This is a genomic window from Bacteroides mediterraneensis, assembly GCF_025993685.1.
GTDB lineage: Bacteria > Bacteroidota > Bacteroidia > Bacteroidales > Bacteroidaceae > Phocaeicola > Phocaeicola mediterraneensis_A.
In genome coordinates this window covers 3,682,475-3,704,661 of record NZ_DAJPEN010000001.1, presented here as the reverse complement: position 1 = coordinate 3,704,661, position 22,187 = coordinate 3,682,475, and the positions used below count along the sequence as shown (strand labels likewise).

General features: G+C 39.5%; 22 protein-coding genes and 1 tRNA gene. 7 read left to right on the top strand and 16 right to left on the bottom strand.

Annotated features, from left to right (window positions below; translation table 11 throughout):
- Positions 1-64 precede the first annotated feature (64 nt).
- Positions 65-433 carry an IS66 family insertion sequence element accessory protein TnpB gene (gene tnpB, locus OIM59_RS15910; RefSeq protein ID WP_299170796.1) on the bottom strand — a complete coding sequence of 123 codons (369 nt, stop codon included), beginning with the start codon at positions 431-433 and terminating at the stop codon, positions 65-67.
- Complete coding sequence (locus tag OIM59_RS15905) at positions 420-797, bottom strand: hypothetical protein (protein ID WP_227195382.1); 378 nt, start codon at positions 795-797, stop codon at positions 420-422. Before OIM59_RS15905 ends, tnpB begins: the two co-directional genes overlap by 14 nt.
- 185 nt (positions 798-982) lie before the next feature.
- Here OIM59_RS15905 and OIM59_RS15900 point away from each other — a divergent pair, with 185 nt between their 5' ends.
- On the top strand, positions 983-2,494 hold the full coding sequence (locus tag OIM59_RS15900; RefSeq protein WP_303896023.1) for an IS1182 family transposase: 1,512 nt from the start codon (positions 983-985) through the stop codon (positions 2,492-2,494).
- A 612-nt stretch (positions 2,495-3,106) separates the two neighbouring features.
- Here OIM59_RS15900 and OIM59_RS15895 read toward each other — a convergent pair.
- From OIM59_RS15895 to OIM59_RS15835, 13 genes are all read right to left on the bottom strand, one after another.
- Entirely contained in the window at positions 3,107-3,499 is a 393-nt protein-coding gene (locus OIM59_RS15895) for a hypothetical protein (RefSeq protein WP_299170792.1), read from the bottom strand.
- Between the two features lie 106 nt (positions 3,500-3,605).
- Positions 3,606-3,902: a hypothetical protein gene (locus OIM59_RS15890; RefSeq protein ID WP_299170790.1), complete on the bottom strand. Its 297-nt coding sequence runs from the start codon at positions 3,900-3,902 to the stop codon at positions 3,606-3,608.
- A 633-nt stretch (positions 3,903-4,535) separates the two neighbouring features.
- Positions 4,536-5,123: a tyrosine-type recombinase/integrase gene (locus OIM59_RS15885; RefSeq protein ID WP_299170788.1), complete on the bottom strand. Its 588-nt coding sequence runs from the start codon at positions 5,121-5,123 to the stop codon at positions 4,536-4,538.
- Between the two features lie 155 nt (positions 5,124-5,278).
- On the bottom strand, positions 5,279-5,725 hold the full coding sequence (locus OIM59_RS15880; protein WP_299170786.1) for a RadC family protein: 447 nt from the start codon (positions 5,723-5,725) through the stop codon (positions 5,279-5,281).
- A gap of 10 nt (positions 5,726-5,735) precedes the next feature.
- Complete coding sequence (locus OIM59_RS15875) at positions 5,736-6,008, bottom strand: hypothetical protein (RefSeq protein WP_299170784.1); 273 nt, start codon at positions 6,006-6,008, stop codon at positions 5,736-5,738.
- Between the two features lie 78 nt (positions 6,009-6,086).
- Positions 6,087-6,362, bottom strand: a complete 276-nt coding sequence (locus OIM59_RS15870) for a Txe/YoeB family addiction module toxin (RefSeq protein ID WP_299170782.1) — start codon at positions 6,360-6,362, stop codon at positions 6,087-6,089.
- Positions 6,350-6,640, bottom strand: a complete 291-nt coding sequence (locus OIM59_RS15865; RefSeq protein WP_299170780.1) for a type II toxin-antitoxin system Phd/YefM family antitoxin — start codon at positions 6,638-6,640, stop codon at positions 6,350-6,352. Before OIM59_RS15865 ends, OIM59_RS15870 begins: the two co-directional genes overlap by 13 nt.
- A gap of 134 nt (positions 6,641-6,774) precedes the next feature.
- Entirely contained in the window at positions 6,775-7,794 is a 1,020-nt protein-coding gene (locus tag OIM59_RS15860) for a DUF3871 family protein (RefSeq protein ID WP_299170778.1), read from the bottom strand.
- Positions 7,795-8,100: 306 nt separating this feature from the next.
- Positions 8,101-9,711 carry a hypothetical protein gene (locus OIM59_RS15855; protein WP_299170776.1) on the bottom strand — a complete coding sequence of 537 codons (1,611 nt, stop codon included), beginning with the start codon at positions 9,709-9,711 and terminating at the stop codon, positions 8,101-8,103.
- A gap of 166 nt (positions 9,712-9,877) precedes the next feature.
- Complete coding sequence (locus OIM59_RS15850) at positions 9,878-10,795, bottom strand: hypothetical protein (RefSeq protein ID WP_299170774.1); 918 nt, start codon at positions 10,793-10,795, stop codon at positions 9,878-9,880.
- Between the two features lie 291 nt (positions 10,796-11,086).
- A complete protein-coding gene (locus OIM59_RS15845) occupies positions 11,087-12,172 on the bottom strand; it encodes a hypothetical protein (protein ID WP_299170772.1) in 1,086 nt (361 codons plus the stop codon).
- Positions 12,123-13,391 carry a phage integrase SAM-like domain-containing protein gene (locus OIM59_RS15840; protein ID WP_299170770.1) on the bottom strand — a complete coding sequence of 423 codons (1,269 nt, stop codon included), beginning with the start codon at positions 13,389-13,391 and terminating at the stop codon, positions 12,123-12,125. Before OIM59_RS15840 ends, OIM59_RS15845 begins: the two co-directional genes overlap by 50 nt.
- 140 nt (positions 13,392-13,531) lie before the next feature.
- A tRNA-Ile gene (locus tag OIM59_RS15835) sits at positions 13,532-13,605 on the bottom strand.
- 159 nt (positions 13,606-13,764) lie between these two features.
- On the opposite strand from OIM59_RS15835, the gene OIM59_RS15830 reads away from it, so the two are divergent.
- Genes OIM59_RS15830 through OIM59_RS15815 form a run of 4 tightly spaced genes read left to right on the top strand, consistent with a single transcriptional unit; the run spans position 13,765 to position 19,907 of the window.
- Complete coding sequence (locus tag OIM59_RS15830; RefSeq protein WP_299170768.1) at positions 13,765-16,395, top strand: calcium-translocating P-type ATPase, PMCA-type; 2,631 nt, start codon at positions 13,765-13,767, stop codon at positions 16,393-16,395.
- Between the two features lie 5 nt (positions 16,396-16,400).
- The gene (locus OIM59_RS15825; RefSeq protein WP_299170766.1) at positions 16,401-17,021 is read left to right on the top strand and encodes an HAD family phosphatase; all 621 of its coding nucleotides are present in this window, start codon (positions 16,401-16,403) and stop codon (positions 17,019-17,021) included.
- Between the two features lie 2 nt (positions 17,022-17,023).
- Positions 17,024-17,956, top strand: coding sequence for a riboflavin biosynthesis protein RibF (gene ribF / locus OIM59_RS15820; protein ID WP_299170764.1), 933 nt, complete (start codon positions 17,024-17,026; stop codon positions 17,954-17,956).
- 58 nt (positions 17,957-18,014) lie between these two features.
- The gene (locus OIM59_RS15815) at positions 18,015-19,907 is read left to right on the top strand and encodes a DEAD/DEAH box helicase (protein ID WP_299170762.1); all 1,893 of its coding nucleotides are present in this window, start codon (positions 18,015-18,017) and stop codon (positions 19,905-19,907) included.
- A gap of 45 nt (positions 19,908-19,952) precedes the next feature.
- Here the strand turns inward: OIM59_RS15815 and OIM59_RS15810 are convergent, their stop codons facing one another.
- On the bottom strand, positions 19,953-20,936 hold the full coding sequence (locus OIM59_RS15810) for a glycoside hydrolase family 43 protein (RefSeq protein ID WP_299170760.1): 984 nt from the start codon (positions 20,934-20,936) through the stop codon (positions 19,953-19,955).
- Between the two features lie 185 nt (positions 20,937-21,121).
- Between OIM59_RS15810 and OIM59_RS15805 the strand changes: the two genes are divergently transcribed.
- Entirely contained in the window at positions 21,122-21,445 is a 324-nt protein-coding gene (locus OIM59_RS15805) for a DUF3467 domain-containing protein (protein WP_072543760.1), read from the top strand.
- Between the two features lie 185 nt (positions 21,446-21,630).
- The gene (gene rpsL, locus OIM59_RS15800) at positions 21,631-22,038 is read left to right on the top strand and encodes a 30S ribosomal protein S12 (RefSeq protein ID WP_007559394.1); all 408 of its coding nucleotides are present in this window, start codon (positions 21,631-21,633) and stop codon (positions 22,036-22,038) included.
- The last annotated feature ends 149 nt before the right edge of the window (positions 22,039-22,187 follow it).

The following is a 22,187-nucleotide window of genomic DNA, read 5'->3' as shown; positions in this document are numbered from 1 at the left end:
TTCTACAATGTAAATATACTAAAATCCAATGACATACAAAAGCGAATAGAGTAAAAATCCGATACTATTTTCGAAGTTTCTGCAGGTCTTCAAGTCTCGTGCGACGGGAGTCGCGGGCTTCCATGATACCCTCCACAATCATGACAAGTTCCCGCCATTCTATATTTGTACAGACCTCATTGTCGTTGGCAGAATCAGGCTTGCCTAAGGTACCGGCTTCCAGAAGTTTGGAATACAGCACCATGCCGCCCGGCTCCCAATGCAGGAGCTTTATGCGGTCACGGGCACGGTTTATGAAGATATATACGTTGCCGTTGCTGGGGTCCTGACCCATGGCGTCGGTAATGATACCGCTGAGAGTATGAAAGCTTTTGCGCATATCAGTCGGGCGGTTATACAACAGATAGCGCATACTGTCATTAAGGCTGAACATGGCTGCAGGCCTGGATGATTGAAAACAGTTCCTTTTCATTTAGCTCACCGCAAATGCGTATGGCAGTACCGGCCGGTGTACGTATTTCTATCTCTTTCAATCCGCTTGGCGGGATCGGTGCGTTTTTCTGTTTACGCCCGCTTGTTCCGGCAAATGAAGGAACAGGAACAAAAGATCCGCTGTGGGGAAGCTCGATAAACTCACCTTGAGCCGATTTACCCGATGATTGCTCGGCGGCATAACGGGATTTGCTGTCATAAAACCGCCATACAGGGATATTGAGCTCCTCTAATCTTGACTTATAAGTCACTTTGTGCTCTTTGCAGTAGTTCATTATCTCTACTACTTCTTCTCGTGTCATCATAACTTTGCTTTTTGGACGTAAAGTTAATGATGGAAGTTGGAGACAAAAATACGTGGTTTACCGAATGCTTACCTTTTTTGTGTCTGCAAAAAAAATCGGGCAAGCCCAAACTTCGCTCAGTCAGGACTTGCCCGTCTCCCTAATTTTTCGTATCTTAGGGAATCAAGCAATATATCCCAAAGATAATGTTTAAAAACTATACCTCCAACGATAATCTGCTTTTACCTCCGTGTTTAGGCGATTTTATTCCCCAGAACGATCCGGTCCGGGTTGTTCACCGCATCATTGAACAGATCAGCCTGGAAGAACTTTACCGCAAGTACTCCGTCAAAGGCTGTCCGGCCTACCATCCCCGCATGATGCTGCAGATTCTGGTATATGCCTATCTGCGCAATATCTATTCCAGCCGCCGCATTGAGGAGTTCTGCCGCAATGACATCCGCTTCATGTGGCTGACCGGTACCAGGGTGCCTGACCACAACACCATCAACCGTTTTCGCAGCAGCCGGCTGAAGGATGTGCTCAAGACCGTCTTCGCCACCATCGTGAAGTTCCTCGTGGCGGAGGGCTTTGTAAGTCTGGACGTAGCCTGCACCGACGGGACGAAGATGGAGGCGAACGCCAACCGTTATACGTTCGTCTGGGGCAAGTCCATCCACACCCGCATCTCCAGAATTGCGGAACAGCTTGAGGAGATATGGCGGTACGCCGAGTCCGTCACCAAGCAGGAGCTGCGCGACTCCGCTCCCGTCACTTACCAGGACATCACCCCCGAGAAGGTGGAAAGGGCGCTGGAACAGATACATGAAGCTCTGGAGGGAACGGATGCGGACCGGAAAGTGAAGGCCAAGGTCCGGCGCGTGAGGAAGGCATGGCCCGAACAGCTGAAGAAATACGAATCCCAGGGAAAGATTCTCGACGGGCGCAACAGCTACTCCAAGACAGACCCCGACGCCACGTTCATGCGGATGAAGGAGGACCACATGAGGAACGGGCAGCTCAAGCCCGGATACAACCCGCAGGTCAGTACCAACAGACAGTTCATCCTGAACTATACCCTCCACCAGTGTGCCGGTGACACCTCCACCTATCCCCTGCACATGGAAGACTTCCATTCCCTGTACGGCAGATATCCTGACGTGTCCGTCTGTGACGCCGGGTACGGAAGCGAGGAGAACTACCTGTACGCCTTCAGGCATGGCATTGAAACCTTCATAAAGTACAACTATTTCCATAAGGAACAGAAAAGGAGCTTCAGGAATGACCCGTTCCTGTCCGCCAACTTCTACTATAATGAAGAAACCGACGGGATGTACTGTCCGATGGGACAGAGGATGGAAAGACTCTCCGATGTAAAGCGGACGACAGACAACGGTTTTGTACAGACCGTCTCAAGGTACAGGGCACGGAACTGCAAGGGCTGCCCGTTAAGATGCCGGTGTCACAGAAGCCGGTCGGAAAGGATTGTGCAAGTGAATCATCGGCTGAGAAAAATCAAGGAAAGGGAACGTGAGAAACTCCTCTCCGAGGAAGGTCTTAAATACCGGAGCCAGCGGCCGCAGGATGTGGAAGCCGTATTTGGAAACCTCAAGAACAACAAGCACTTCAAGAGGTTCCATCTTCGTGGGCTGAAAAAGGTGGAAATTGAGTTTGGCCTGCTGGCCATAGCGCATAATCTTGCAAAAGTAGCCTCTTAGGAGGCTTCTGACGAGGGAAAAACGGTGTAAAACGTGAAATCTGTAGAAGGAAACTTGTAAATTCCTTTTTGAGGAAAAATCCAAACGACTTCAATCTGATATGAAACGACAGAGGCCATCTCAAGGTTTATTTTGAGACGGCCTCCTGTTATTCTTCGTGGACCAGCCAGGGCTTGAACCTGGGACCTCCAGATTATGAGTCTATTTCTTGTTTCCCTGTTAAAAGGCTATGAATCACTAAATTAATAATCTCTATTGTAAGTTTATGTGAAACAATAGTGAAACACTTAAACTTGTACAAATATAGCTATATCATAGATGAAGTACAAGTTTGCTACTTTATAATTGGGGTTGGGAACTAAAGATATTTAAGGGTTTATAGTTATATTATATTGCTTTCTTCTGTAATTGTTTGACTTTTCCCTTATTTCTCTATTTTAGATATGCTACAACATTTTATTTATTGGGGTTTATAATCTGGATATTTCCTTAAAATGTAGTAGCTCTATAAAAGAAAAACAGCATAAGAGTTTTTAGGCTCAAATACTGTTTTTATTTATTGTTAAATTGATTATTATTTGTGATTATAGATAGCTATTATGCCTACTATCGTTATTGCTTATCTAAAATCATATATAAGTTGAAAAATTTATTATTAGTACTACCATATTCAATTAATCTGTATTGAGTCTGTACAAAGTTTTTATTAGCTAATTCTAAATTTATGGTAATATTCCCATCGGTTGTTGAGTAGTAATTGTTAGATGTACGTTGCAGGGTTATTTTAGAGGTGTTAGGCTTATCAGACAATACCAACTCAACTTTTTCTGTAAGAACAGTAAGGTGAACTTCTCGATTAAGAAACTCATTGATAGTTTCTTGTTTCTCTTGTTCAGATAGGTTATTATCTTTAAATGTGACCTCAGAGATTAAATATGTACCAGAGGTATCATTACATGAAGATAATAACAGTATCATTAATCCAAATAGATAAAATATTTTCATGTTATAGCTATTTTATTTTAACCTACTAAGCAGTAACCTACCAAAACTCCAATAAGGACTATTACTAAAATGAGTAATCCTAACTTAATATCATTTGCATCCATAATTATATAAGACTTTCAGCTTGTTTTAGACACATTTCAAGAAATCCAACTAATGTTGTAGAATCTACTTTATCGCCTTTAAGTCTGTAAACAGCTATTCTTGCAGAACTATGTTGATTCAACAAGTCTTTAATTCTATCCAAATCCCTGCGGACTAGCTTTGTTAGTTCTTTGGATTGTGTGGTATGCCTCATTCCGTTTAATTCTATCATAGGAGCTAAAGCATTCATATTTCTCTCTATCTGAGTAATAAGAGAATTAATTTCATTTACAGCATTGATTCCACTAAATAAACCCATAGTATGTGATAACTTAGTGCTTACCTGTTCCCTACAATAAGCGATAAATAAAAAAGGTGTGGGAACACTATTTGTTTTACCCTATTCTCTGGCTTCTCGCATTGCCTTGGCATGGATAAAACAATAGCCCCACACCAAACGGTATATAGAAACCTTACAAACATAAGGTAGGTATATATCAAGTGTGGGTGCTATTGCTATCATCTTCATGCCATTTCAAATTTTGCGAGAATTTGAGAATAGAAGATAATTTCAATAACACCTTTCGTTAATTATGTCCTTTCAGCTTGCTAACACTATAACTTACTGAAATTGTTGCAAATTTAGCGAAAGGTTTTAAATAAGTCTATACGATGTAGGGATAAATAGTAAATCTTCTGCTATCAAACATTATTCGTCTTTATCCCAACATATCTTTGGATATTTATAAACAGCTATCTCCAATATGGATTATAAGACTTAAGGTGATTTTAAAGTTAAAACAATTATGGATTTGACCTGTTACTATAGGGCTGAAATGCCAAACATAAATAATCCGACTTTAGATATATCTGGAGTTTAAAATTTAGGTAGGACAAACTTTGATTGGGGTATATAAAGCTAACCTTGTTCTTGATTTGTCCTGCCTGTAGTTTAAAAGCTCAAAGATTCATAAGTCTGTAAGATTTCTTCCTGCCTTAATCCCAAGTATCTTTTAGTAATGGCAACAGAGCTATGATTGAAAAGTTCCATAAGCTTTACTAATGCCAGCTCTGAATTCTCACTATTCATATTATAAACCTGTCTGCCAAAAGTTTTTCTAAGTGAATGGCAGGAAAAGTTCTTAATCTTTAGCCTGTACTTCTTCTTCACCTCTTTAAGAATGATATTAATTCTCTGGACTGAAAAGACTGTACCTTTCTGACTTACTAAGATAGGTGCATTTATTCCAACTGGGTTTATATGCTCGTAACATTCTCTGATATGTTCCTGTAGCTGGGGATTCAGCCTTATGGTTCTTATCTTACCAGTCTTTTTCTCAATTACAGTAAATTCGTCTGTATCTAATATCTGCTTCCATCTTAAAGCCAGAATATCTGAGATTCTCAATCCAGTAAAACACCCTAAAGCTATAAGAAGTGATATTTTGTAATTATCATCTTTAGCCAGTTTTCTTATTAGGTTCATTGCATCAGACCAGACAAGATAGTCTGCTGTTGTGCTTGAATATTTAAGTGACATAATGTTCTGTTTTATAAATAAATGAATAAGAGTGAATATTAATTTTGAGTTGGATTTACTAACTCATTGATTTATAAGGAAACATTCACTAATTATCAAAGTGAATATTATAAAGTAAGGACACCCAACTAAAATATTGAGTGCCCTTATTTATGTTACAGTATTCCTTCATCTGCAAAACTGTAGTATTCTGTATCTGAAATGATGATATGGTCTAAGATTTTTATTCGCATGAAATTTGATGCTTCCCTTATCTGTTTTGTAAGCCTTATATCCTCTGGGCTTGGCTTTAAATTTCCACTTGGATGATTATGTGCCAGAATTAAAGCTACGGAATTTGTAAGTAGTGCAGCTTGAAAAATAAGTCTTATATCTGCAATCGTTTCTGTCAGTCCTCCCTCTGAAATTAGAGTATATCCTAAAATCTGGTTGGCTTGATTTAGGAACAGGACTTTGAAATATTCCTTGTAGCATATAGTTCCTTTCTTATATGTGGAAAGCATATATTTATAAGCATCCTCTGAGCAGGTTACTTTTTGCTGATTTTTGAATTTGGGTTTGTAGGAAAGTTTCACTTCTCCTACTTTATAATCTATATTCATAATGTCAATTTTAAAAAGGTTTGTTTCCATATTTATAATCCAGTATAGAATTACAGATTCTATCATAAAAGGAGAATCTGTAACCTGTATAGAAATAGCTATGATAGGCTGCTTGATATTCATGCTGCAATTCTTGATTATTTCTAAACATATCATCCAATTTATCTAAGGAATGTTTCAATGCCTGTACTACCTTTATATATCTGAGGTTGTTATCCACTTCGCCCAAACGATTTTCTAAATCTCTGATATGGTCTATAAGTTTATCTATCTGTTTATCCATGATTGTAAGTATTGGTAGAAATAAAAAAGGACAACTAACTTAATAGCTGTCCTTTCTTCAATATTAGTAATATGTGTGTTATTTCTTGGAATAATGGTATCTCATAGAGAATATGTAAACCTCTATTATATCATTATGCACGGAGTAAACAATTCTATGCTCTGCATTGATTCTTCTTGACCATTTGCCTGCCAGTTCATATTTAAGCGGTTCTGGTTTTCCTATTCCTGTGTATGGGTGTGCGGCAATATCTTCCAATAAAGTTTTGATTTTGTTTAAGATAGCCTTGTTTCCGCTTTGGGTAAAGTATAGATAATCTTTCCGTGCCTGTTCCGATAATGTTATTCTGTACATGTTGCCCGTTTTAAGAAATCCTCTATGCTTTCACCTTCCTTTTGGGATATAGAGTTACCGTTCTTAATATCCTCTTCACCTTTATGTATTGCTTCCATTGTTTCAGGTGACGACATGATGTACTCTGTTTCTTTTAGAGAATTGTATTCATCCAAAGAAATCATTACTACTCCTTTGCCATTCCCACGATTGACAACTACGGTATCATAATCGTCAATGACCGCATCAATGTAGCTTTTCAAGTTGGCTCTTAAATCTGTGTAATTGGCTGTTCTCATAAATCCTCCTTTGTTATAATGCAAAGATATGTACTTATTTGCGTACTTACAAATATAAATGGTTAATTATTTGATATTTAAGAAAAGGACACCCATGAAGAATGCCCTTTTCTCTCTCAATCAATAAAGCTCATTTAATCAATGAACCATTTATATCTCTCATCACCATGTAAAGCTGAATTGATTCCCAAAGCCATTTCTGTAGCATTCAAGGAACGGTCTAAGAATGAATCAATATAGCTTGACTTGTTAGCTCCAGTCAACAGGTTGTAGAATTTCCACATATTAAGCTCACTTCCAAAGCTGCCAAAGTTTTCATCATTGATGTATGCCTTGGCTACACTGTTTATCTGTGTATCAGTAAGCAACATTCTGGGTAGTGCTTTCTGGTAGCCTGTTGGCAAGCATTGATAAAGTCGCATTCTGCCTATTATCTGGCAGAACTGGTGCTCACTCATAGTAGTGTTACCTAATTGCTGCATCAGATAAATATGTTTGGCTGGATTGTAGTTACTGAACAGTTCCAACGCTGCACGATAGAGTTCTGTGGTATTGCTTACTCTCAAATCATCCTTGTAACCATCAGTAAAGATGCACATGTTACAGCAGACTTGATTTTTGAATCCGATAGCCAAACGGAACAACTCTGGAACTTTCTTTGAATATAGATTCATCTGGTTGTAAGCTCTCACACCTACGATGGAAAGATTCAGCTTGTTTCCTCCCACAGTTTCATAGATAGTAGGAATATCAATGCTGAAAGCTGCCCTTTCATAATAGATGGTCTTATCAGATTCCAATAGTTGGTTGGCTGGTTTGTGGATTGCTTCTGGGATTCTGCCTTTAATAATGTGGCTTGCTCTGATTGTGGCTTGTTCCACCTTTTCACCACTAAAGAAAGATTGTGCTGCATCCTGTATGGTTTCTACAAACTGAGCATGATTGATTGTAAGCTCATTGTCCTTAGAGAACACTGGAGTAATGCAATCATTCTTCAAATGATTCAATGTTACTTCCTGTGTGTTGGCTTCAATAAAATGATTGGCTGGCTTTACTGGCTCGTCCATGATAATGGTAGCTTCTTCTGCATATTCACCCAAATTCATTCTCTCACGATTCTGTGCCATAGCTGGCATAATAACTAAATCTCTCATAATGTAATTGAATTAAATGATTATTGATTGAATGGATTAAATAAGAACAAGCCTAAAACACAAATGAATTTCTTCGTTTGCATCTTAGGCTATTCTTGTGCTTTTCCCTAAAGAGACTTTATTTGAAGTGAGGAGCTTAGTAAATTATTCCATTAGCTATGGTAATAGTGCATCGTGCCAGTTCTCTTATTAAAAAGCATTCTTTTTTCAGTCAGCCATCAGAGAAAGTTTTTAAAGCATTCTTTTTTCTTCAAGTACCCATGAGGGGGATAAAATAGTGGTGTACCCCCTCTTGTATATTAAATATCAATTTTCACCTAAAGCTAATTTTATAGATTTGATAGTCCGTAAACGTTTCAGCTCTTTTATTCCCAGTTGACGGTAGGCTCTTCCTAAAATAGGGTATCTGTGTTCTATTTCAATTATCCCAAGATTGAATGTCATTGGTTTTTCTTTGATTTCACAATACCGTTTATGTAGCTCCCTGAATGTTGGCTCTGAAATTAAATCCTTGACAAACTTTTCTGGCGCAACGTACCATTTACCTTTGGTGACGGTTATTCCTGATTGTATGTAGGTATTTCTTAATGACTGGTCGGATTGATAAACTACAGTAGTAATATAGTAACTGTAAAGCTGCAACTTGGCTACCATATCATTGATGATAAATTTATTCTCTTGATAAGATAGGTAAGATTCAACCCCAACTTTCTTAATCTCATTAACTTGTTGTTTGATTGCAGGTTCTGATAGCTTGGCATTATTAAGCATATCAGCTCTTTCCTGTGCAGCTTTAACTTCCTCGTTCACTATCTGCTCCATTTCTTCAAATGTCGTGTAATGGTCAGTAGCTTTAGTATTGAAGATATGGACTACCTTATTCCTAAATGGATTGGACTTGGTTCTGATTCTTCCTACAATTTGAGGTATATCCATATCAATGCTTACCAAAGTATGTCTGTTTTGTACATTGCTTACAACAAAACACAGTCCTGTTTCAGAATGGAAGTCCACACCTTCAAATGATTTGGAAGTTATAAAGTTGAACTTCTTGGGTGTATCAGTTGAACTGGATATGATATATCCTTTCAATGTCATTCTATTTTTATCATTATCTGCACATATAATCCTATAATCATCTTCTGTTAGTTGAGTTTGTTTAAGTATGGCTTTGATTTCAGTAACGCTGTTGATAAAGAAGTATGCTTCCCTACTCTCAATGCCGTTTACATTCAGATAACTTTTAGTTTGGTAGGTCTTGATAAACTTGGCTGCTACCATATAAGGCTTGTCCGTATGGTAAGGATAAACGGTAATTTCATCCGATTCACTCCAATTGGCAATGTATTCTGGAATACCGTTGAAAATAGAGGGTTTCAAATCCTTTGGAATAGGAGTGGCAGATAGAAAACAATAAGATTTAAACTCTTTGAAATGAGCCAGTACACCGTTGATGGCTTTATCTCTGAATGAATACTGTTTAAGGAAATTATGATATTCATCAATTAACAATTTAAATTCCTTAGGATTGATAAATTCTACTAGCTTATCTATTTTATCATAAGTACAAATGATTTTCTTTATTCCAGTAATAGATAAATAGTCTTTTAATTTCCGTTTAAGCTCATAGGTGAAATTCCCATATAAACCAAACAAATTACTAATTACTGGACTTAATCCTGCTTTACGTTCATGTTTCTTCCAGAACTTCACACTACCATCTGCATCTTTAATAGGATAGCATTTGTTCTCAATAAGTTCAGTGGTTGGAACTGCGATGATATAATTCTCACTATTAGTAAGTGCTATGGTAGTAGCACCACAACCCGTCTTGACCTTATTAAAGATGCAGTTTGCAGGAAAGTCCTCCATGATAAGGAATCCATCTTTCTCTTGAATATCTAACTTGGTTATCATATATTGTTGGCTTTTAAAAATCTGTTAGCAGTAACCATAATTATAGAACTTCAAATATGTCTAAAGTCTATAAAAGAGGTGAATTGAGATAGTTCTATAGGGCTGAAATACCCAACCATAAAATTCAGAGTAGAGAAGCCCACCTGTCACATGGGCTTCCCATTAGTTAAGCAGCCTGTTTTTCCTGCATTTCACAAATAAACAATACTAATTCAGCTACCAAACAGCTCTCTTTCTCATGGCATTCACTCATCTTATATGTCGTTATGATTGATGCTGGAATTTTAGCCAATGCGTCAAGAACAGTTTCTAAATTGAACTGTCGGATAGTTGTATTAATGGAATTGATGGCATATCTTTTGCCTTTTTCCTGCTTTCCAAAGACCATTTCAACCGATTCTATTAGTTGTTCTGCTTCTTCTTCCGTTCTCTTTAATTCAGGAATATCCTTTACATTTAAGCCCATAGCCAACTGCATTGTTTGTACCTGTTTCAGTTTTACATCAAAAAACGACATGGCAGTATTCATAGGAATACTATGTTTCTTGGCAAAATTGTAAATTGAATTATAGGTCGGATTTTTAGATGCAATGGATGCAAAACCTAAAGATTCAACATTGTTGGGTTTACGGCTGTATAGTGTTGTGTTACCAATAGCCTGTCCGTATTCCTGTAGAGAGTTAAATTTATGAATCTCAACATTCTGTAAGATTTCATCTACTTCAAATCTCCAATAAGTATCAGCGGTATCGCATGGAACATAAACATTTGGTGTGTCTTTAGGAATGATATTTCCATTTGCATCTTTCAACTCTATTTCCTCATTCCAGAATATATCAGCATTTCCTAAATGGAAAATTACGTCCAGCATTTTCTCTTTATCAATAAGAGAAATCAGGTCTGCTTTATCTTTAGGTCTTTCCATGTTATAGGTGGAATATCCCAAAATTATGTTTTCTACTGTGCCATTGATATTGGCTTTTACTGTTTTATAAGTTACTTCTTGTTTCATATCCTTATTATTTTGATTAATTTCTACTGCGTTTACGTTTTCAACCAATTTGTTATTAGTATTTTTCATCATGTTTGTCTTTATTGGGTTTTAATTTATCATCCAATCATCAAGCCTATGCGCACTTGGCTTTTTGATTACGCTGCAAAGATATGATGTTCTCATCTGGTCGATTGGTAAAGAATATCTGTGTGTTTTAGTGAGTTTTTTACCAACCATTTATTTTGGGATTCAGCATCATTTCTTTTTAAAAGCGATGCGAAAGTAGAAAATTAGAATATGAGGAAATGGTAAAAAAGATAGCAAAGAAAAAGGCAATTCTTTACCGTTGTAAGAACTGCCTTTAAATATGGAGAGTTTAATTTACCAGAGTTTTGTTCCACCTATATTGTAAGGTGATGATTTGAATGTTTTGTAATCCAACAGGGCTTCTACCGTATCATATTTTTTGAGGAATGAATTCAATCTGCTTCTTATATTGTTGGCATCAGTCGTAACATCATCAGTATCTATCAATTCGATTGCTCTCAAATATGATTCAATTAAATTGGCTTGTGGTCTTGTTGGGACTTTTTCTTTGGTGGATTTTAAATGTGTGTTTTGTAGCAATTGATATGTTCCCCATATATAGAGTGATTGAGTGGGGTCAATCATTTTATTGCCTACTTTTTTATTTCCGTAGATAATATCCAATTCCTTTTGAGCTTCCTCCAGATTACTTACTCCTAAATATTGATGCAGGTATTTATTCAGAAAGTTTTCAAACCAACTATCTTTGTTATTGATAAGTATTGGGGAATTACCACCTGCTGCGATTTTAATATCAGTAATAAAGTCTTTTCCATTTTTCTGCTTGGGCTGATTGAGCGCAATGTAGAGTTTTAACATATCTGGTCTGACTTCATGGATATATTGTTGATATTGCATATCGTCATATTCTCCCTCTGATATTTGGACTTCTTTTATTCTGTTCCTATAGAGAAGTGCAGCCATGAATATCAATGCACATGAAATCAAATTCTCATTATGAAGTTCTGTAACATACGATTCCATGATTGCTGTTGGATTAAAATTTTCAGGAACAGTTACTACTATATTCTCATTGGTGGCTAATGCAAATTTTATAGCATCCACTCCCCAACCATTTTCAGATTTACACTGGTTGGCAAGTTCTTTTTCTTCTGGTGTTAAATTGAATGCTTTCTTGGTATAGACTTGGGTCAGTTCATTGGATATGTCGTCATAAGTGAACCCAAAACATCTATTTAGTTCTGGATATAGTTTCTTTATCGTTGGAATGTCAAATGTAACTTCAAGCATGGTTTCATAAATTATATTTGGAACAAAATTAAAAAAGAAAATCCCACTCACAATAACTGCAAGTGGGATAATCATAAAACTACTTACCAAACACATACCGTACAACTTTGGCATTTGCTTTATTTTCATTCACAAAGTCACGTTCAATGTAAATATCTGTCACTTTCATGGAATCGTCTATATGATTCAAGGCAGCATGAACTATGTATTTGTCTATTCCTACTTTATTTAATGCTATGGTTGCCCAACTATGGCGAGCTGCATAATATTCTAAATCATCAATCCCTAAAATAGAACCAATTTCTTTTAAGCCATAATTGATAGCCTTGTTGAAACCTTTTTCGTCACAGTAATATTGATAGAAATTGAATAATCGTTTACCTGTCTTATCCCTGTATTTATCAATAATAGGTTGAATGATTTTAGGAATATCCACCATCATTTTTGCACAATCGAGCCTACGGTCTTTTGTTTTAGTTCTATTATATATAATAGTATTAGTTTTCATTTCTGTTGCACTATAAAGGTCTGCTGAATTAATTCCCATAAGACAGAATGATAAAATGAAGCAATCTTTAGCCAAATTATAACGGCAGGTGGCTTTATATCCTTTCTTCATATCCTTGTATGGTAGTTCCCAGACTTTCTTTATTATGTCTGCTGGGATAGCTCTTTTGCGTGTAGCTTCCTGTTTGGGTATTACGAAATCATCAAAAGGAGAATGAGGAATAAGAATTAGATTTTTATCTTTTTTATTGTATTTCTTTTTGGCTTCATTAAATAGTTTCTTTATGCTTATCAAATAAAGAGAAAGAGTACGGTTTGAGGTGACACGTTTACCTTGTTGTTTTAATCTCCTGATTCTAACTTCACGTTCCTTGTTGAGAAAAGATTTGAATTGTTCCAGAAAATCGGATGTAACCAAATTAATATCCAATTCTTCTTTACGAATAAAACGTACCAAAGCATTAATGGCAGAAGTATAATTGGGTGCACCTTTTATAGTTGTTGAGGCTATCCATTCACGACTGAACTTTATAAAATCTATTGTTTGCAGCTTTTGTTTCTCACTGTTCAAATAATCCATTATATCTTCTATGGTATAATCATTTAATTCTATTTGAAGTTTTGCACATTTACTTTGATAGCTTTGAATTAGAGTATTTACTTCTTTCTTCAATGGTGATGTCGCTTTGATTTTAAAATCTTTTGTCAAGTCATTAGGAGTTGCAAAAAGGCTTGTTGACACACGTTTCATCTTCCTGTTTAGTGTGAATCTAAGGCGTACAGTGAAACATTCATTAGATTGTCTTTGTACTTTTACAATTTCTGGATTGATTGTCAGCATATTGCATATTGTTTAACTGGTGAAACAATAGTGAAACAAATGCCTTAAAAAGAATAAAAAGATATAGGAGCAACAGCTTGTAATCGGGAGGTTGGACACGAAAAAAGGCTCTATTTCGTTAGAAATGAGCCTTTTATTCGTGGACCAGCCAGGGCTTGAACCTGGGACCTCCAGATTATGAGTCTGTTGCTCTAACCAACTGAGCTACAAGTCCGAAATCCAAATAAATGTTTGGAAATGCGGTACAAAAGTAATGGTTTGGCATGAAATCTGCAACATTTGGCTAGAAAAAAATGATAAAAAAAACTAATGGAAAAGATGCTTTCAATATATATTGTATTTTTGCAGATATTAATTTTTAACTTTTAGACGTATGTCACAAAATATGCATGACTCTCATTTCAAGGGATTAACGGAGCAGGAAGTCCTTCAAAATCGTCAAAAATATGGGACTAACTTATTGACCCCTCCTAAACGTCCTTCCATTTTTAAACTTTACTTGGAAAAGTTTCAAGATCCGGTAATCAAGATTTTGTTGGTGGCCGCAGCTTTTTCTTTATTGATTTCTGTGATTGAAAACGAATATGCCGAGACCATCGGTATCTTTTTTGCTATCTTTCTGGCTACGGGAATCGGGTTTTATTTTGAATACGATGCCAATAAGAAGTTCGATTTGCTGAATGCCGTGGGAGAAGAAACGCCGGTGATGGTAATTCGTAACGGGAAGGTGCATGAAATTCCCAGAAAAGATGTAGTAGTGGGAGATATCGTCATTCTGAATACGGGTGATGAGATTCCGGCGGATGGAACGTTGCTGGAGGCAGTGTCTCTGCAAGTGAATGAATCCAGTCTGACAGGAGAACTGATGGTCAATAAGACAACGGATGAAGCACATTTTGATGATGAAGCTACTTATCCGTCGAATACGGTGATGCGTGGAACAACAGTGACAGACGGCCATGGAGTGATGCAGGTGGAGAAAGTCGGTGATGCGACTGAAATCGGTAAGGTGGCCCGCCAGGCTACGGAACAGAGCCAGGAACAGACGCCTTTGAACCTGCAGCTTACGAAGCTGGCTAACCTGATAGGAAAAGTCGGATTTACGATTGCGATATTGACTTTCGTCATTTTTACCGCAAAAGATTTGTATGCGTATCTGAGTATGACAGAAGTTACCGACTGGCATCAGTGGTTGGTCATCGCGCAGATAGTATTGAAATATTTTATGATGGCCGTAACTCTGATTGTGGTAGCTGTACCCGAAGGGTTGCCGATGAGTGTGACGCTGAGTCTGGCATTGAATATGCGCCGTATGCTAAAAACCAACAATTTAGTTCGCAAGATGCATGCCTGTGAAACCATGGGAGCGATTACGGTGATTTGCACGGATAAGACGGGTACGCTTACACAGAACCTGATGCAGGTGTATGATGCACAACTGGATGAAAATCAGAAGGATTTGATTGCCGAAGGGATTGCAACCAATTCGACTGCCTTTTTGGAGGAAAAGGAAGATGGAAAACCGTCGGGCGTAGGAAATCCTACAGAAGTGGCTTTGCTGCTTTGGCTGAACGGGCAAGGACAGGATTACATTGTTTTGAGAAATCAGGCAAAGGTGGTCAGTCAGCTGACTTTCTCCACGGAAAGAAAGTATATGGCTACGCTGGTCGATTCTGCTGTGCGGAAACTCCGTATTCTGTATGTGAAGGGTGCTCCTGAAATTGTGATGGGAAAATGCGGATTGGAAGAAAACCGGATAAAGCAGTACAATGCGCAGCTTTTGGCCTATCAGAACCAGGCCATGCGTACCTTGGGCATCGCTTATAAGGTGATACCGGAAGGAGATTCCACGGACTGTGCGGAACTGATGAAAGAAGGCGGGTTGACTTTCTTAGGTATCTTTGCTATTAGCGATCCGATCCGTCCGGATGTACCGGATGCGGTAAAGAAATGTCAGTCAGCCGGCATTCGTGTGAAGATTGTAACGGGAGATACTCCGGGAACAGCCACGGAAATTGCCCGTCAGATAGGTCTTTGGACTCCGGAAGATACAGAACGTAACCGGATTACGGGAGTAGAATTTGCCGCCTTGAGCGATGAGGAGGCATTGGAAAGAGTGGTTGATTTGAAAGTGATGAGCCGTGCACGTCCGATGGACAAGCAGCGACTGGTACAGTTGCTCCAGCAGAAAGGCGAAGTGGTGGCCGTGACGGGAGATGGTACGAACGATGCGCCGGCATTGAATCATGCGCAGGTAGGCCTTTCCATGGGTACGGGTACATCGGTTGCGAAAGAGGCCAGTGATATCACGTTGCTGGATGATTCTTTCCACAGCATCGCTACTGCCGTGATGTGGGGACGCTCGTTGTATAAAAACATCCAGCGTTTTATTGTCTTCCAGTTGACCATTAATGTGGTGGCGCTGCTTAGTGTGTTGTTGGGTGCTTTTCTGGGTACTGCACTTCCTTTGACGGTGACTCAGATGTTGTGGGTGAACCTGATTATGGATACCTTTGCAGCCATGGCATTAGCTTCTATTTCTCCAAGTATGGATGTCATGAACGAGAAGCCTCGTAAACGTACAGATTTCATCATTACTCCGGCCATGCGGAAAAATATTTTTGGAGTAGGGGCTGCTTTTCTTATTATTTTGATGGGTATGTTGTCCATATTCAATAATATGCCTGGTGGAATGGATGTGCATCATCTAACTATTTTCTTTACGATTTTTGTGATGTTGCAATTCTGGAACCTGTTCAATGCCAGTGTGTTCGGTACTAATCATTCTATATTCAAAGATGCCAGTCATGCAATAGGCATGTTAGGTGTGGCTTTGATCATTCTGGTCGGACAATTTGTCATTGTGACCGTGGGAGGAAAAGTGTTCCGTACCGAACCCTTGTCTGTAATGGAGTGGGTTTATATTATTGTCGGAACATCGTTGGTGCTTTGGGTTGGCGAGATTTGGCGAGGAATTAAGCGAATGGCGCAAAAGAATAAATAAAATAAATGAATCGGCTTAAAAATATTATATTTGATTTAGGCGGTGTGCTTTTGGACTTGGATGTGCCTGGGTGCATGGAGGAACTGGAGCGAATTGGCTTGCACGAAGTCCGGAAGTGGATGACGGGTACCAATGAATCTGGTTTTTTCAAGGATTATGAGGCGGGTATACTGACTACTGTCCAGTTTCGGGAGCATATCCGTCAATGGACGGGCTGTTCGCTTCCGGATGCAGATATTGACAGAATCTGGAACCGTATGCTGAAAGATGTTCCGGCGTATAAGCTTGATTTGTTGTGGAGCTTGAGAAAAGATTATAATTTATATTTGTTGAGTAATACGAACGAGTTGCATTGGCAGGTATGCACCGGCAAGTTTGCGTACAGAGACAGGCAGGTGCAGGACTACTTTGCCCGTATATTCCTCTCTTTCCAGATACATCTGGTAAAACCTGATACGGAAATTTTCCGGGAAGTGCTGAATGAAGCTGGATTGATGGCGGAGGAAACCCTTTTTGTGGATGATTCGATGGCGAATTGTCAGGCTGCCGCTTCTCTGGGAATAAATGTGCTTCATTATATTCCAGGGAATGACTTAGCTGTGCAACTTCAAAAAATCATTGAATAAGAATGGAAATAGTAACGGATGCTACCGCCACCAATCTTCCAGCCTGTGTAGCGACGATAGGTTGTTTTGATGGCGTACACAGAGGACATCGATATCTGATTGAACAGGTTCATAATATAGCGAAGGCAGAAGGCCTTGCTTCTTGCTTGATTACGTTCACACGTCATCCGCGGCAGGTGTTGGATGCCAACTATCAGCCCCGTCTGCTTACATGCCTGTCGCAGAAGATAGAATGTTTCGAACATACTCCCATAGAATATTGTGTGTTGCTGCCTTTCACGAAAGAGCTGTCTTTGCTTTCTGCCCGTGAGTTTATGGAGATTCTTCATAATGTGTACCATGTGCAGACACTTTTTGTGGGTTATGATCATCATTTTGGACATGATCAGGGAGAAGGCTATCAGGAATATTGCCGGTATGGGAAAGAACTGGGAATGCGGGTTATGCAGTCCAAAGCTTTGGTGGAAGAAGGTGTATCCATCAGCTCTACTTTGATTCGTTCCTGCTTGCAGGATGGCCAAGTAAAACAGGCTAACTCTTATTTGGGATATTCTTATTATCTGAACGGAAGAGTAGTGGACGGTCGGAAGCTAGGACGTACGTTAGGTTTTCCGACGGCTAATATTCAGCCACTGTGTGCTGAGAAACAGCTTCCTGTATCCGGCGTGTATGCGGTTTATGTGTATTTGGGGAAGGAACGTTATGCCGGTATGTTGAATATTGGCAGTTGCCCCACTGTAAATGATGACAATCAGGCGGTAAGTATAGAAGTTCATATCTTGAATTTTCTGGGTGATATTTATGAGGAGCTGATTAAGGTGGAGTTTGTGGATTATATTCGTCCAGAAGTGAAATTCGATAATGTGGAAGAATTGACGCAGCAGTTGCAGCGGGACAGGGTGGCCGTGAAAAATCTTTTGAATCAAAAGGATTAAAGTCTTGGGCTGCATTTGATTTGTCTGTATCTTTGCAGCAAATTAGATAATTGAATTGATGAAAACATTTGAAGAACTTGGCGTTTCGCCCGAAATACGTAAAGCAATCGAGGAAATGGGATATGAGAATCCCATGCCGGTGCAAGAAGAAGTAATCCCGTATTTGTTGGGGAACGGCAATGATGTAGTGGCTCTGGCGCAAACCGGAACCGGAAAAACAGCCGCATTTGGTCTGCCGCTGATACAGAAAATTGATGTGAAAAACCGTGTACCCCAAGCTTTGGTGCTTTGTCCTACACGAGAACTTTGCCTGCAGATTGCGGGGGACTTGACTGATTATTCAAAGTATATTACCGATTTAAAGATTTTGCCTGTATACGGAGGTTCCTCTATCGACAGCCAGATTCGTAGCTTGAAGAGAGGGGTACATATCATTGTGGCTACTCCGGGACGTTTGATTGATCTGATGGAGCGCAAGGTTGCACAGCTGGAAACGGTTCGCGATGTGGTAATGGATGAAGCCGATGAGATGCTTAACATGGGCTTTACGGACAGTATTAATACGATTCTTGAGAATATTCCTAAAGATAGAAATACGTTGATGTTTTCGGCTACAATGAGTCCGGAAATCAGCCGTATTGCAAAAACCTATCTCCATGGTGCCAAAGAAATTACAATAGGGACTAAGAATGAAGGCAGCAAGAATGTCAATCATGTGGCTTATATTGTGCACGCAAAGGACAAGTATCTGGCCTTGAAGCGGGTGGTAGACTTTTATCCCCAGATTTATGGCATTATCTTTTGCCGGACTCGAAAGGAAACGCAGGAAATTGCCGACAAACTGATTCAGGATGGATACAATGCAGATTCTCTGCATGGCGAACTGAGTCAGGCTCAGCGTGACTTGGTGATGCAGAAATTCCGGCAGCGTCATCTGCAGTTACTGGTGGCGACCGATGTGGCTGCACGTGGGCTGGATGTGAACGATTTGACGCATGTTATCAATTATGGCTTGCCGGATGATATTGAAAGTTATACCCACCGAAGTGGACGTACAGGGCGTGCCGGAAAGACAGGTATTTCGATTGCCATTATCAATTTACGTGAGAAGGGACGTATGCGGGATATCGAGCGGATCATTAAGAAGAAGTTTGAGGTGAGTGTGCTCCCTTCCGGTAAGGAAATCTGTGAGCAGCAGCTGATAAAAGTGATTGATGATATTGAAAAGGTGAAGGTGGATGAGGAAGAGATTGCTACCTTTCTGCCGGGCATTTACCGGAAGCTGGACTGGCTGGATAAGGAAGACTTGATTAAGCGGGTAGTGTCGCTAGAGTTTAACCGTTTTTTGGATTATTACAAGAATGCACCTGAAATTGAACAGCCTAAATCCAGTGATAAGAAAGGTGAAGCGAAGGAATCTCGTAAAGGTGGAGATAAGGAGAAGGTGGGCCGCAAGGCAGAAAAGGGTTATATGCGTTTGTTCTTGAACTTAGGTAAGACGGATGGTTTTTATACCAATCAGATTATCGACCTGATAAATCGGAACTTGAGAAAGGAGCGTATTCAGATTGGCCGTATTGATTTGATGCAGAATTTTTCTTTTTTTGAGGTGATTCAAGAGCAGGCTCCGCAGGTGATAAAGGCTTTGAACAAGGTGGTGTTGAACGGCGGGCATAAGGTTTGCGTAGAAGTGGCGGGTGAAAATACCGGAAAAAGCGACAAGAACGGAAAGAAAAAGAAGGCAGTAGCTGAAAAGGCAACCGATAAGAGTTTGAAAACTGAAAAAACAAAGAAACCGAGTCGGGCAGAAAGAGGGTATGTCAATCCCCGCGGTCCTAAAAAGAAAGATGACTGGAAACAGTTCTTCCAGCAGGATAATCAGCCGTTTCGGGGGGAGGAGCCAGATTTTTCGGAAGAGGGTTGGGCCAAACGTAGCAAACGGAAAAAATAAATAAAAATCCGGAAGGGGAATTCATGGACCCTTCCGGATTTTTATTTATTTGAACACGCCTTCTGTGGTCATTTGTATGCGTTTTATGCTTCCGTCCGCTTGGTAGAAGAGCGGGTCGATACAAATGGACCTTCTGAATCCGCAACCATTAGGGTTGATACTCCCATTATGGTAGATGAAGTAGGATTTTCCTTTGAAATCAATAATGGCCTGATGGTTTGTATTGGAGTTTCCGGCAATTTCATTAAGGATGCCTTTGTAAATCCAAGGGCCGTTAATGTGCTTGCTCATGGCATAGCATATTTTTTCAGGAAATTCTGAGGCAAATGACAGATAGTACCAGTCGCCATGTTTATGCACCCAAGGTGCTTCGGTGTATCGTGGCAGGTTGATGGGGTGGATGGGGCCGTCCAGCTCTGTCATATTCTCTTTTAATTTTGCGTAATAGCATTGGGTATTTCCCCAAAAAAGATAAGCTTGGCCGTCGTCATCAATGAAGACCGTCGGGTCGATGTCGTCCCAGGTGATGGAGGTGTATTGAGTGGTCATGTCATTGGTGATGAGTGCGCTGCCACGTGCATCTTTAAAAGGACCTGTAGGAGAGTCGGCTACTGCAACTCCGATTGATTTGCCGGGGATAGTGGCATGTTCGACGGTGACATACCAATAGAATTTCCCGTTCCTTTCAATGACCTGGCTGGCCCATGCTTCCCCTTTGGCCCATTTGAAATCAGTGGCTTTCAAGGTATAGGCATGTTCGGTAAACGTTTTCATGTCTTGTGTGGATAAAATGCACCATTCGTTCATCAGATAATATTGATGAGGTGCGGGACATTCGTCATGTCCGGCGTAAATATATACCGTGCCGTCATGAACCAAAGCTGCCGGATCACCCAAATATTTGTAGGATACAACCGGGTTCCCGGTTGCCACGAATGTAGTGTCTTGTGGCGCACCTTGCAATATAGAACTATGTGTGGCAAAAACAGTGAAGGCAATAAACCCTAGTTTGAAGAATTGGTTTTTCATGATCAAATGATTTATGATATTGATTTAAGTACAAAGGTAGCTTTTTAGTGAGTTGGGAAGGTGGACAAAAAGTTTTTTGAAGTGGATTGTGGCCATACAGACTAGAAAAAGAAGTGGATTTATTAGTTTACTCCGACTTTTTTCCTACATTTGCCATATAAATTCATTAAAACAGTTTAATCATTATGGAAAACGAAAACAAAAATCAGCTTCAGATAGAATTGAAAGAAGAAGTTGCACAGGGCACTTATGCAAATTTAGCGATTATCACTCATTCAAGTTCTGAGTTTATCATAGACTTTGTCCGTGTGATGCCAGGGTTGCCGAAGGCTGGTGTTCAGTCTCGTATTGTGATGACCCCGGAACATGCAAAACGTCTGATGTTTGCATTGCAAGACAATGTGGCTAAATATGAACAGAATTTCGGTCAGATTCGGATGCCTGAACAGCAGGCACAAGGGGGAAAAACCTTTGTTCCGCCGTTGAGTGATTTTAAGGGAGAGGCTTAAAAAAACATAAAAAATAGCTTCAGGAGGCTCATTTCCCGTTTTTTTCGGGGAATGGGCTTTTTTCTTTCTAAAAACAGTTTGTCTATTAAAAAGTTATTTGTAATTTTGCAGCCCGAAATATAGTATTTCGCCAAGGATTGTAGAAACAATAAAAATAAATATATAACAATTAAAAATCAAACAAAATGCCTACTATTCAACAGTTAGTAAGAAAAGGAAGAACGGTTTTGGTTGATAAGAGTAAATCACCGGCATTGGACTCATGTCCTCAGAGACGTGGCGTTTGTGTACGTGTTTACACTACAACTCCGAAAAAACCGAACTCAGCAATGCGTAAAGTTGCTCGTGTGCGTCTGACAAACTCTAAGGAAGTGAACTCTTACATTCCGGGAGAAGGACATAACTTGCAGGAACACTCAATCGTTTTGGTTCGTGGTGGTCGTGTAAAAGACCTTCCGGGTGTACGTTATCACATCGTACGTGGTACACTGGATACAGCAGGTGTAGCAGGTCGTACACAGAGACGTTCTAAGTATGGTGCTAAGCGCCCGAAACCAGGACAAGCAGCTCCGGCAGGAAAAGGTAAGAAATAATTCTGACTGAGTACAATCCTTAGTTTAAGAAAAACTTTTATTAATTCGTTTTGGTTTGTTGGAAAAGCTTTAAGGTTGAGTAAATGCTTCGGAGGAAGCGTTGAAGTAGACGCGATGCAGCCCCAAACTAAACATTATTATCAAACAAA

Excerpts from the sequence above, each read along its gene's own strand:
- OIM59_RS15895 (WP_299170792.1), bottom strand. The coding sequence starts at position 3,499 with ATGAAAATATTTTATCTATTTGGATTAATGATACTGTTATTATCTTCA.
- OIM59_RS15905 (WP_227195382.1), bottom strand. The coding sequence starts at position 797 with ATGATGACACGAGAAGAAGTAGTAGAGATAATGAACTACTGCAAAGAG.
- OIM59_RS15830 (WP_299170768.1), top strand. The coding sequence starts at position 13,765 with ATGTCACAAAATATGCATGACTCTCATTTCAAGGGATTAACGGAGCAG.
- OIM59_RS15870 (WP_299170782.1), bottom strand. The coding sequence starts at position 6,362 with ATGTACAGAATAACATTATCGGAACAGGCACGGAAAGATTATCTATAC.
- OIM59_RS15825 (WP_299170766.1), top strand. The coding sequence starts at position 16,401 with ATGAATCGGCTTAAAAATATTATATTTGATTTAGGCGGTGTGCTTTTG.
- rpsL (WP_007559394.1), top strand. The coding sequence starts at position 21,631 with ATGCCTACTATTCAACAGTTAGTAAGAAAAGGAAGAACGGTTTTGGTT.
- ribF (WP_299170764.1), top strand. The coding sequence starts at position 17,024 with ATGGAAATAGTAACGGATGCTACCGCCACCAATCTTCCAGCCTGTGTA.
- OIM59_RS15810 (WP_299170760.1), bottom strand. The coding sequence starts at position 20,936 with ATGAAAAACCAATTCTTCAAACTAGGGTTTATTGCCTTCACTGTTTTT.
- OIM59_RS15855 (WP_299170776.1), bottom strand. The coding sequence starts at position 9,711 with ATGATAACCAAGTTAGATATTCAAGAGAAAGATGGATTCCTTATCATG.
- tnpB (WP_299170796.1), bottom strand. The coding sequence starts at position 433 with ATGTTCAGCCTTAATGACAGTATGCGCTATCTGTTGTATAACCGCCCG.
- OIM59_RS15890 (WP_299170790.1), bottom strand. The coding sequence starts at position 3,902 with ATGGGTTTATTTAGTGGAATCAATGCTGTAAATGAAATTAATTCTCTT.
- OIM59_RS15875 (WP_299170784.1), bottom strand. The coding sequence starts at position 6,008 with ATGGATAAACAGATAGATAAACTTATAGACCATATCAGAGATTTAGAA.
- OIM59_RS15900 (WP_303896023.1), top strand. The coding sequence starts at position 983 with ATGTTTAAAAACTATACCTCCAACGATAATCTGCTTTTACCTCCGTGT.
- OIM59_RS15860 (WP_299170778.1), bottom strand. The coding sequence starts at position 7,794 with ATGAGAGATTTAGTTATTATGCCAGCTATGGCACAGAATCGTGAGAGA.
- OIM59_RS15845 (WP_299170772.1), bottom strand. The coding sequence starts at position 12,172 with ATGAAAATAAAGCAAATGCCAAAGTTGTACGGTATGTGTTTGGTAAGT.
- OIM59_RS15880 (WP_299170786.1), bottom strand. The coding sequence starts at position 5,725 with ATGAATATAGATTATAAAGTAGGAGAAGTGAAACTTTCCTACAAACCC.
- OIM59_RS15805 (WP_072543760.1), top strand. The coding sequence starts at position 21,122 with ATGGAAAACGAAAACAAAAATCAGCTTCAGATAGAATTGAAAGAAGAA.
- OIM59_RS15840 (WP_299170770.1), bottom strand. The coding sequence starts at position 13,391 with ATGCTGACAATCAATCCAGAAATTGTAAAAGTACAAAGACAATCTAAT.
- OIM59_RS15865 (WP_299170780.1), bottom strand. The coding sequence starts at position 6,640 with ATGAGAACAGCCAATTACACAGATTTAAGAGCCAACTTGAAAAGCTAC.
- OIM59_RS15815 (WP_299170762.1), top strand. The coding sequence starts at position 18,015 with ATGAAAACATTTGAAGAACTTGGCGTTTCGCCCGAAATACGTAAAGCA.
- OIM59_RS15850 (WP_299170774.1), bottom strand. The coding sequence starts at position 10,795 with ATGATGAAAAATACTAATAACAAATTGGTTGAAAACGTAAACGCAGTA.
- OIM59_RS15885 (WP_299170788.1), bottom strand. The coding sequence starts at position 5,123 with ATGTCACTTAAATATTCAAGCACAACAGCAGACTATCTTGTCTGGTCT.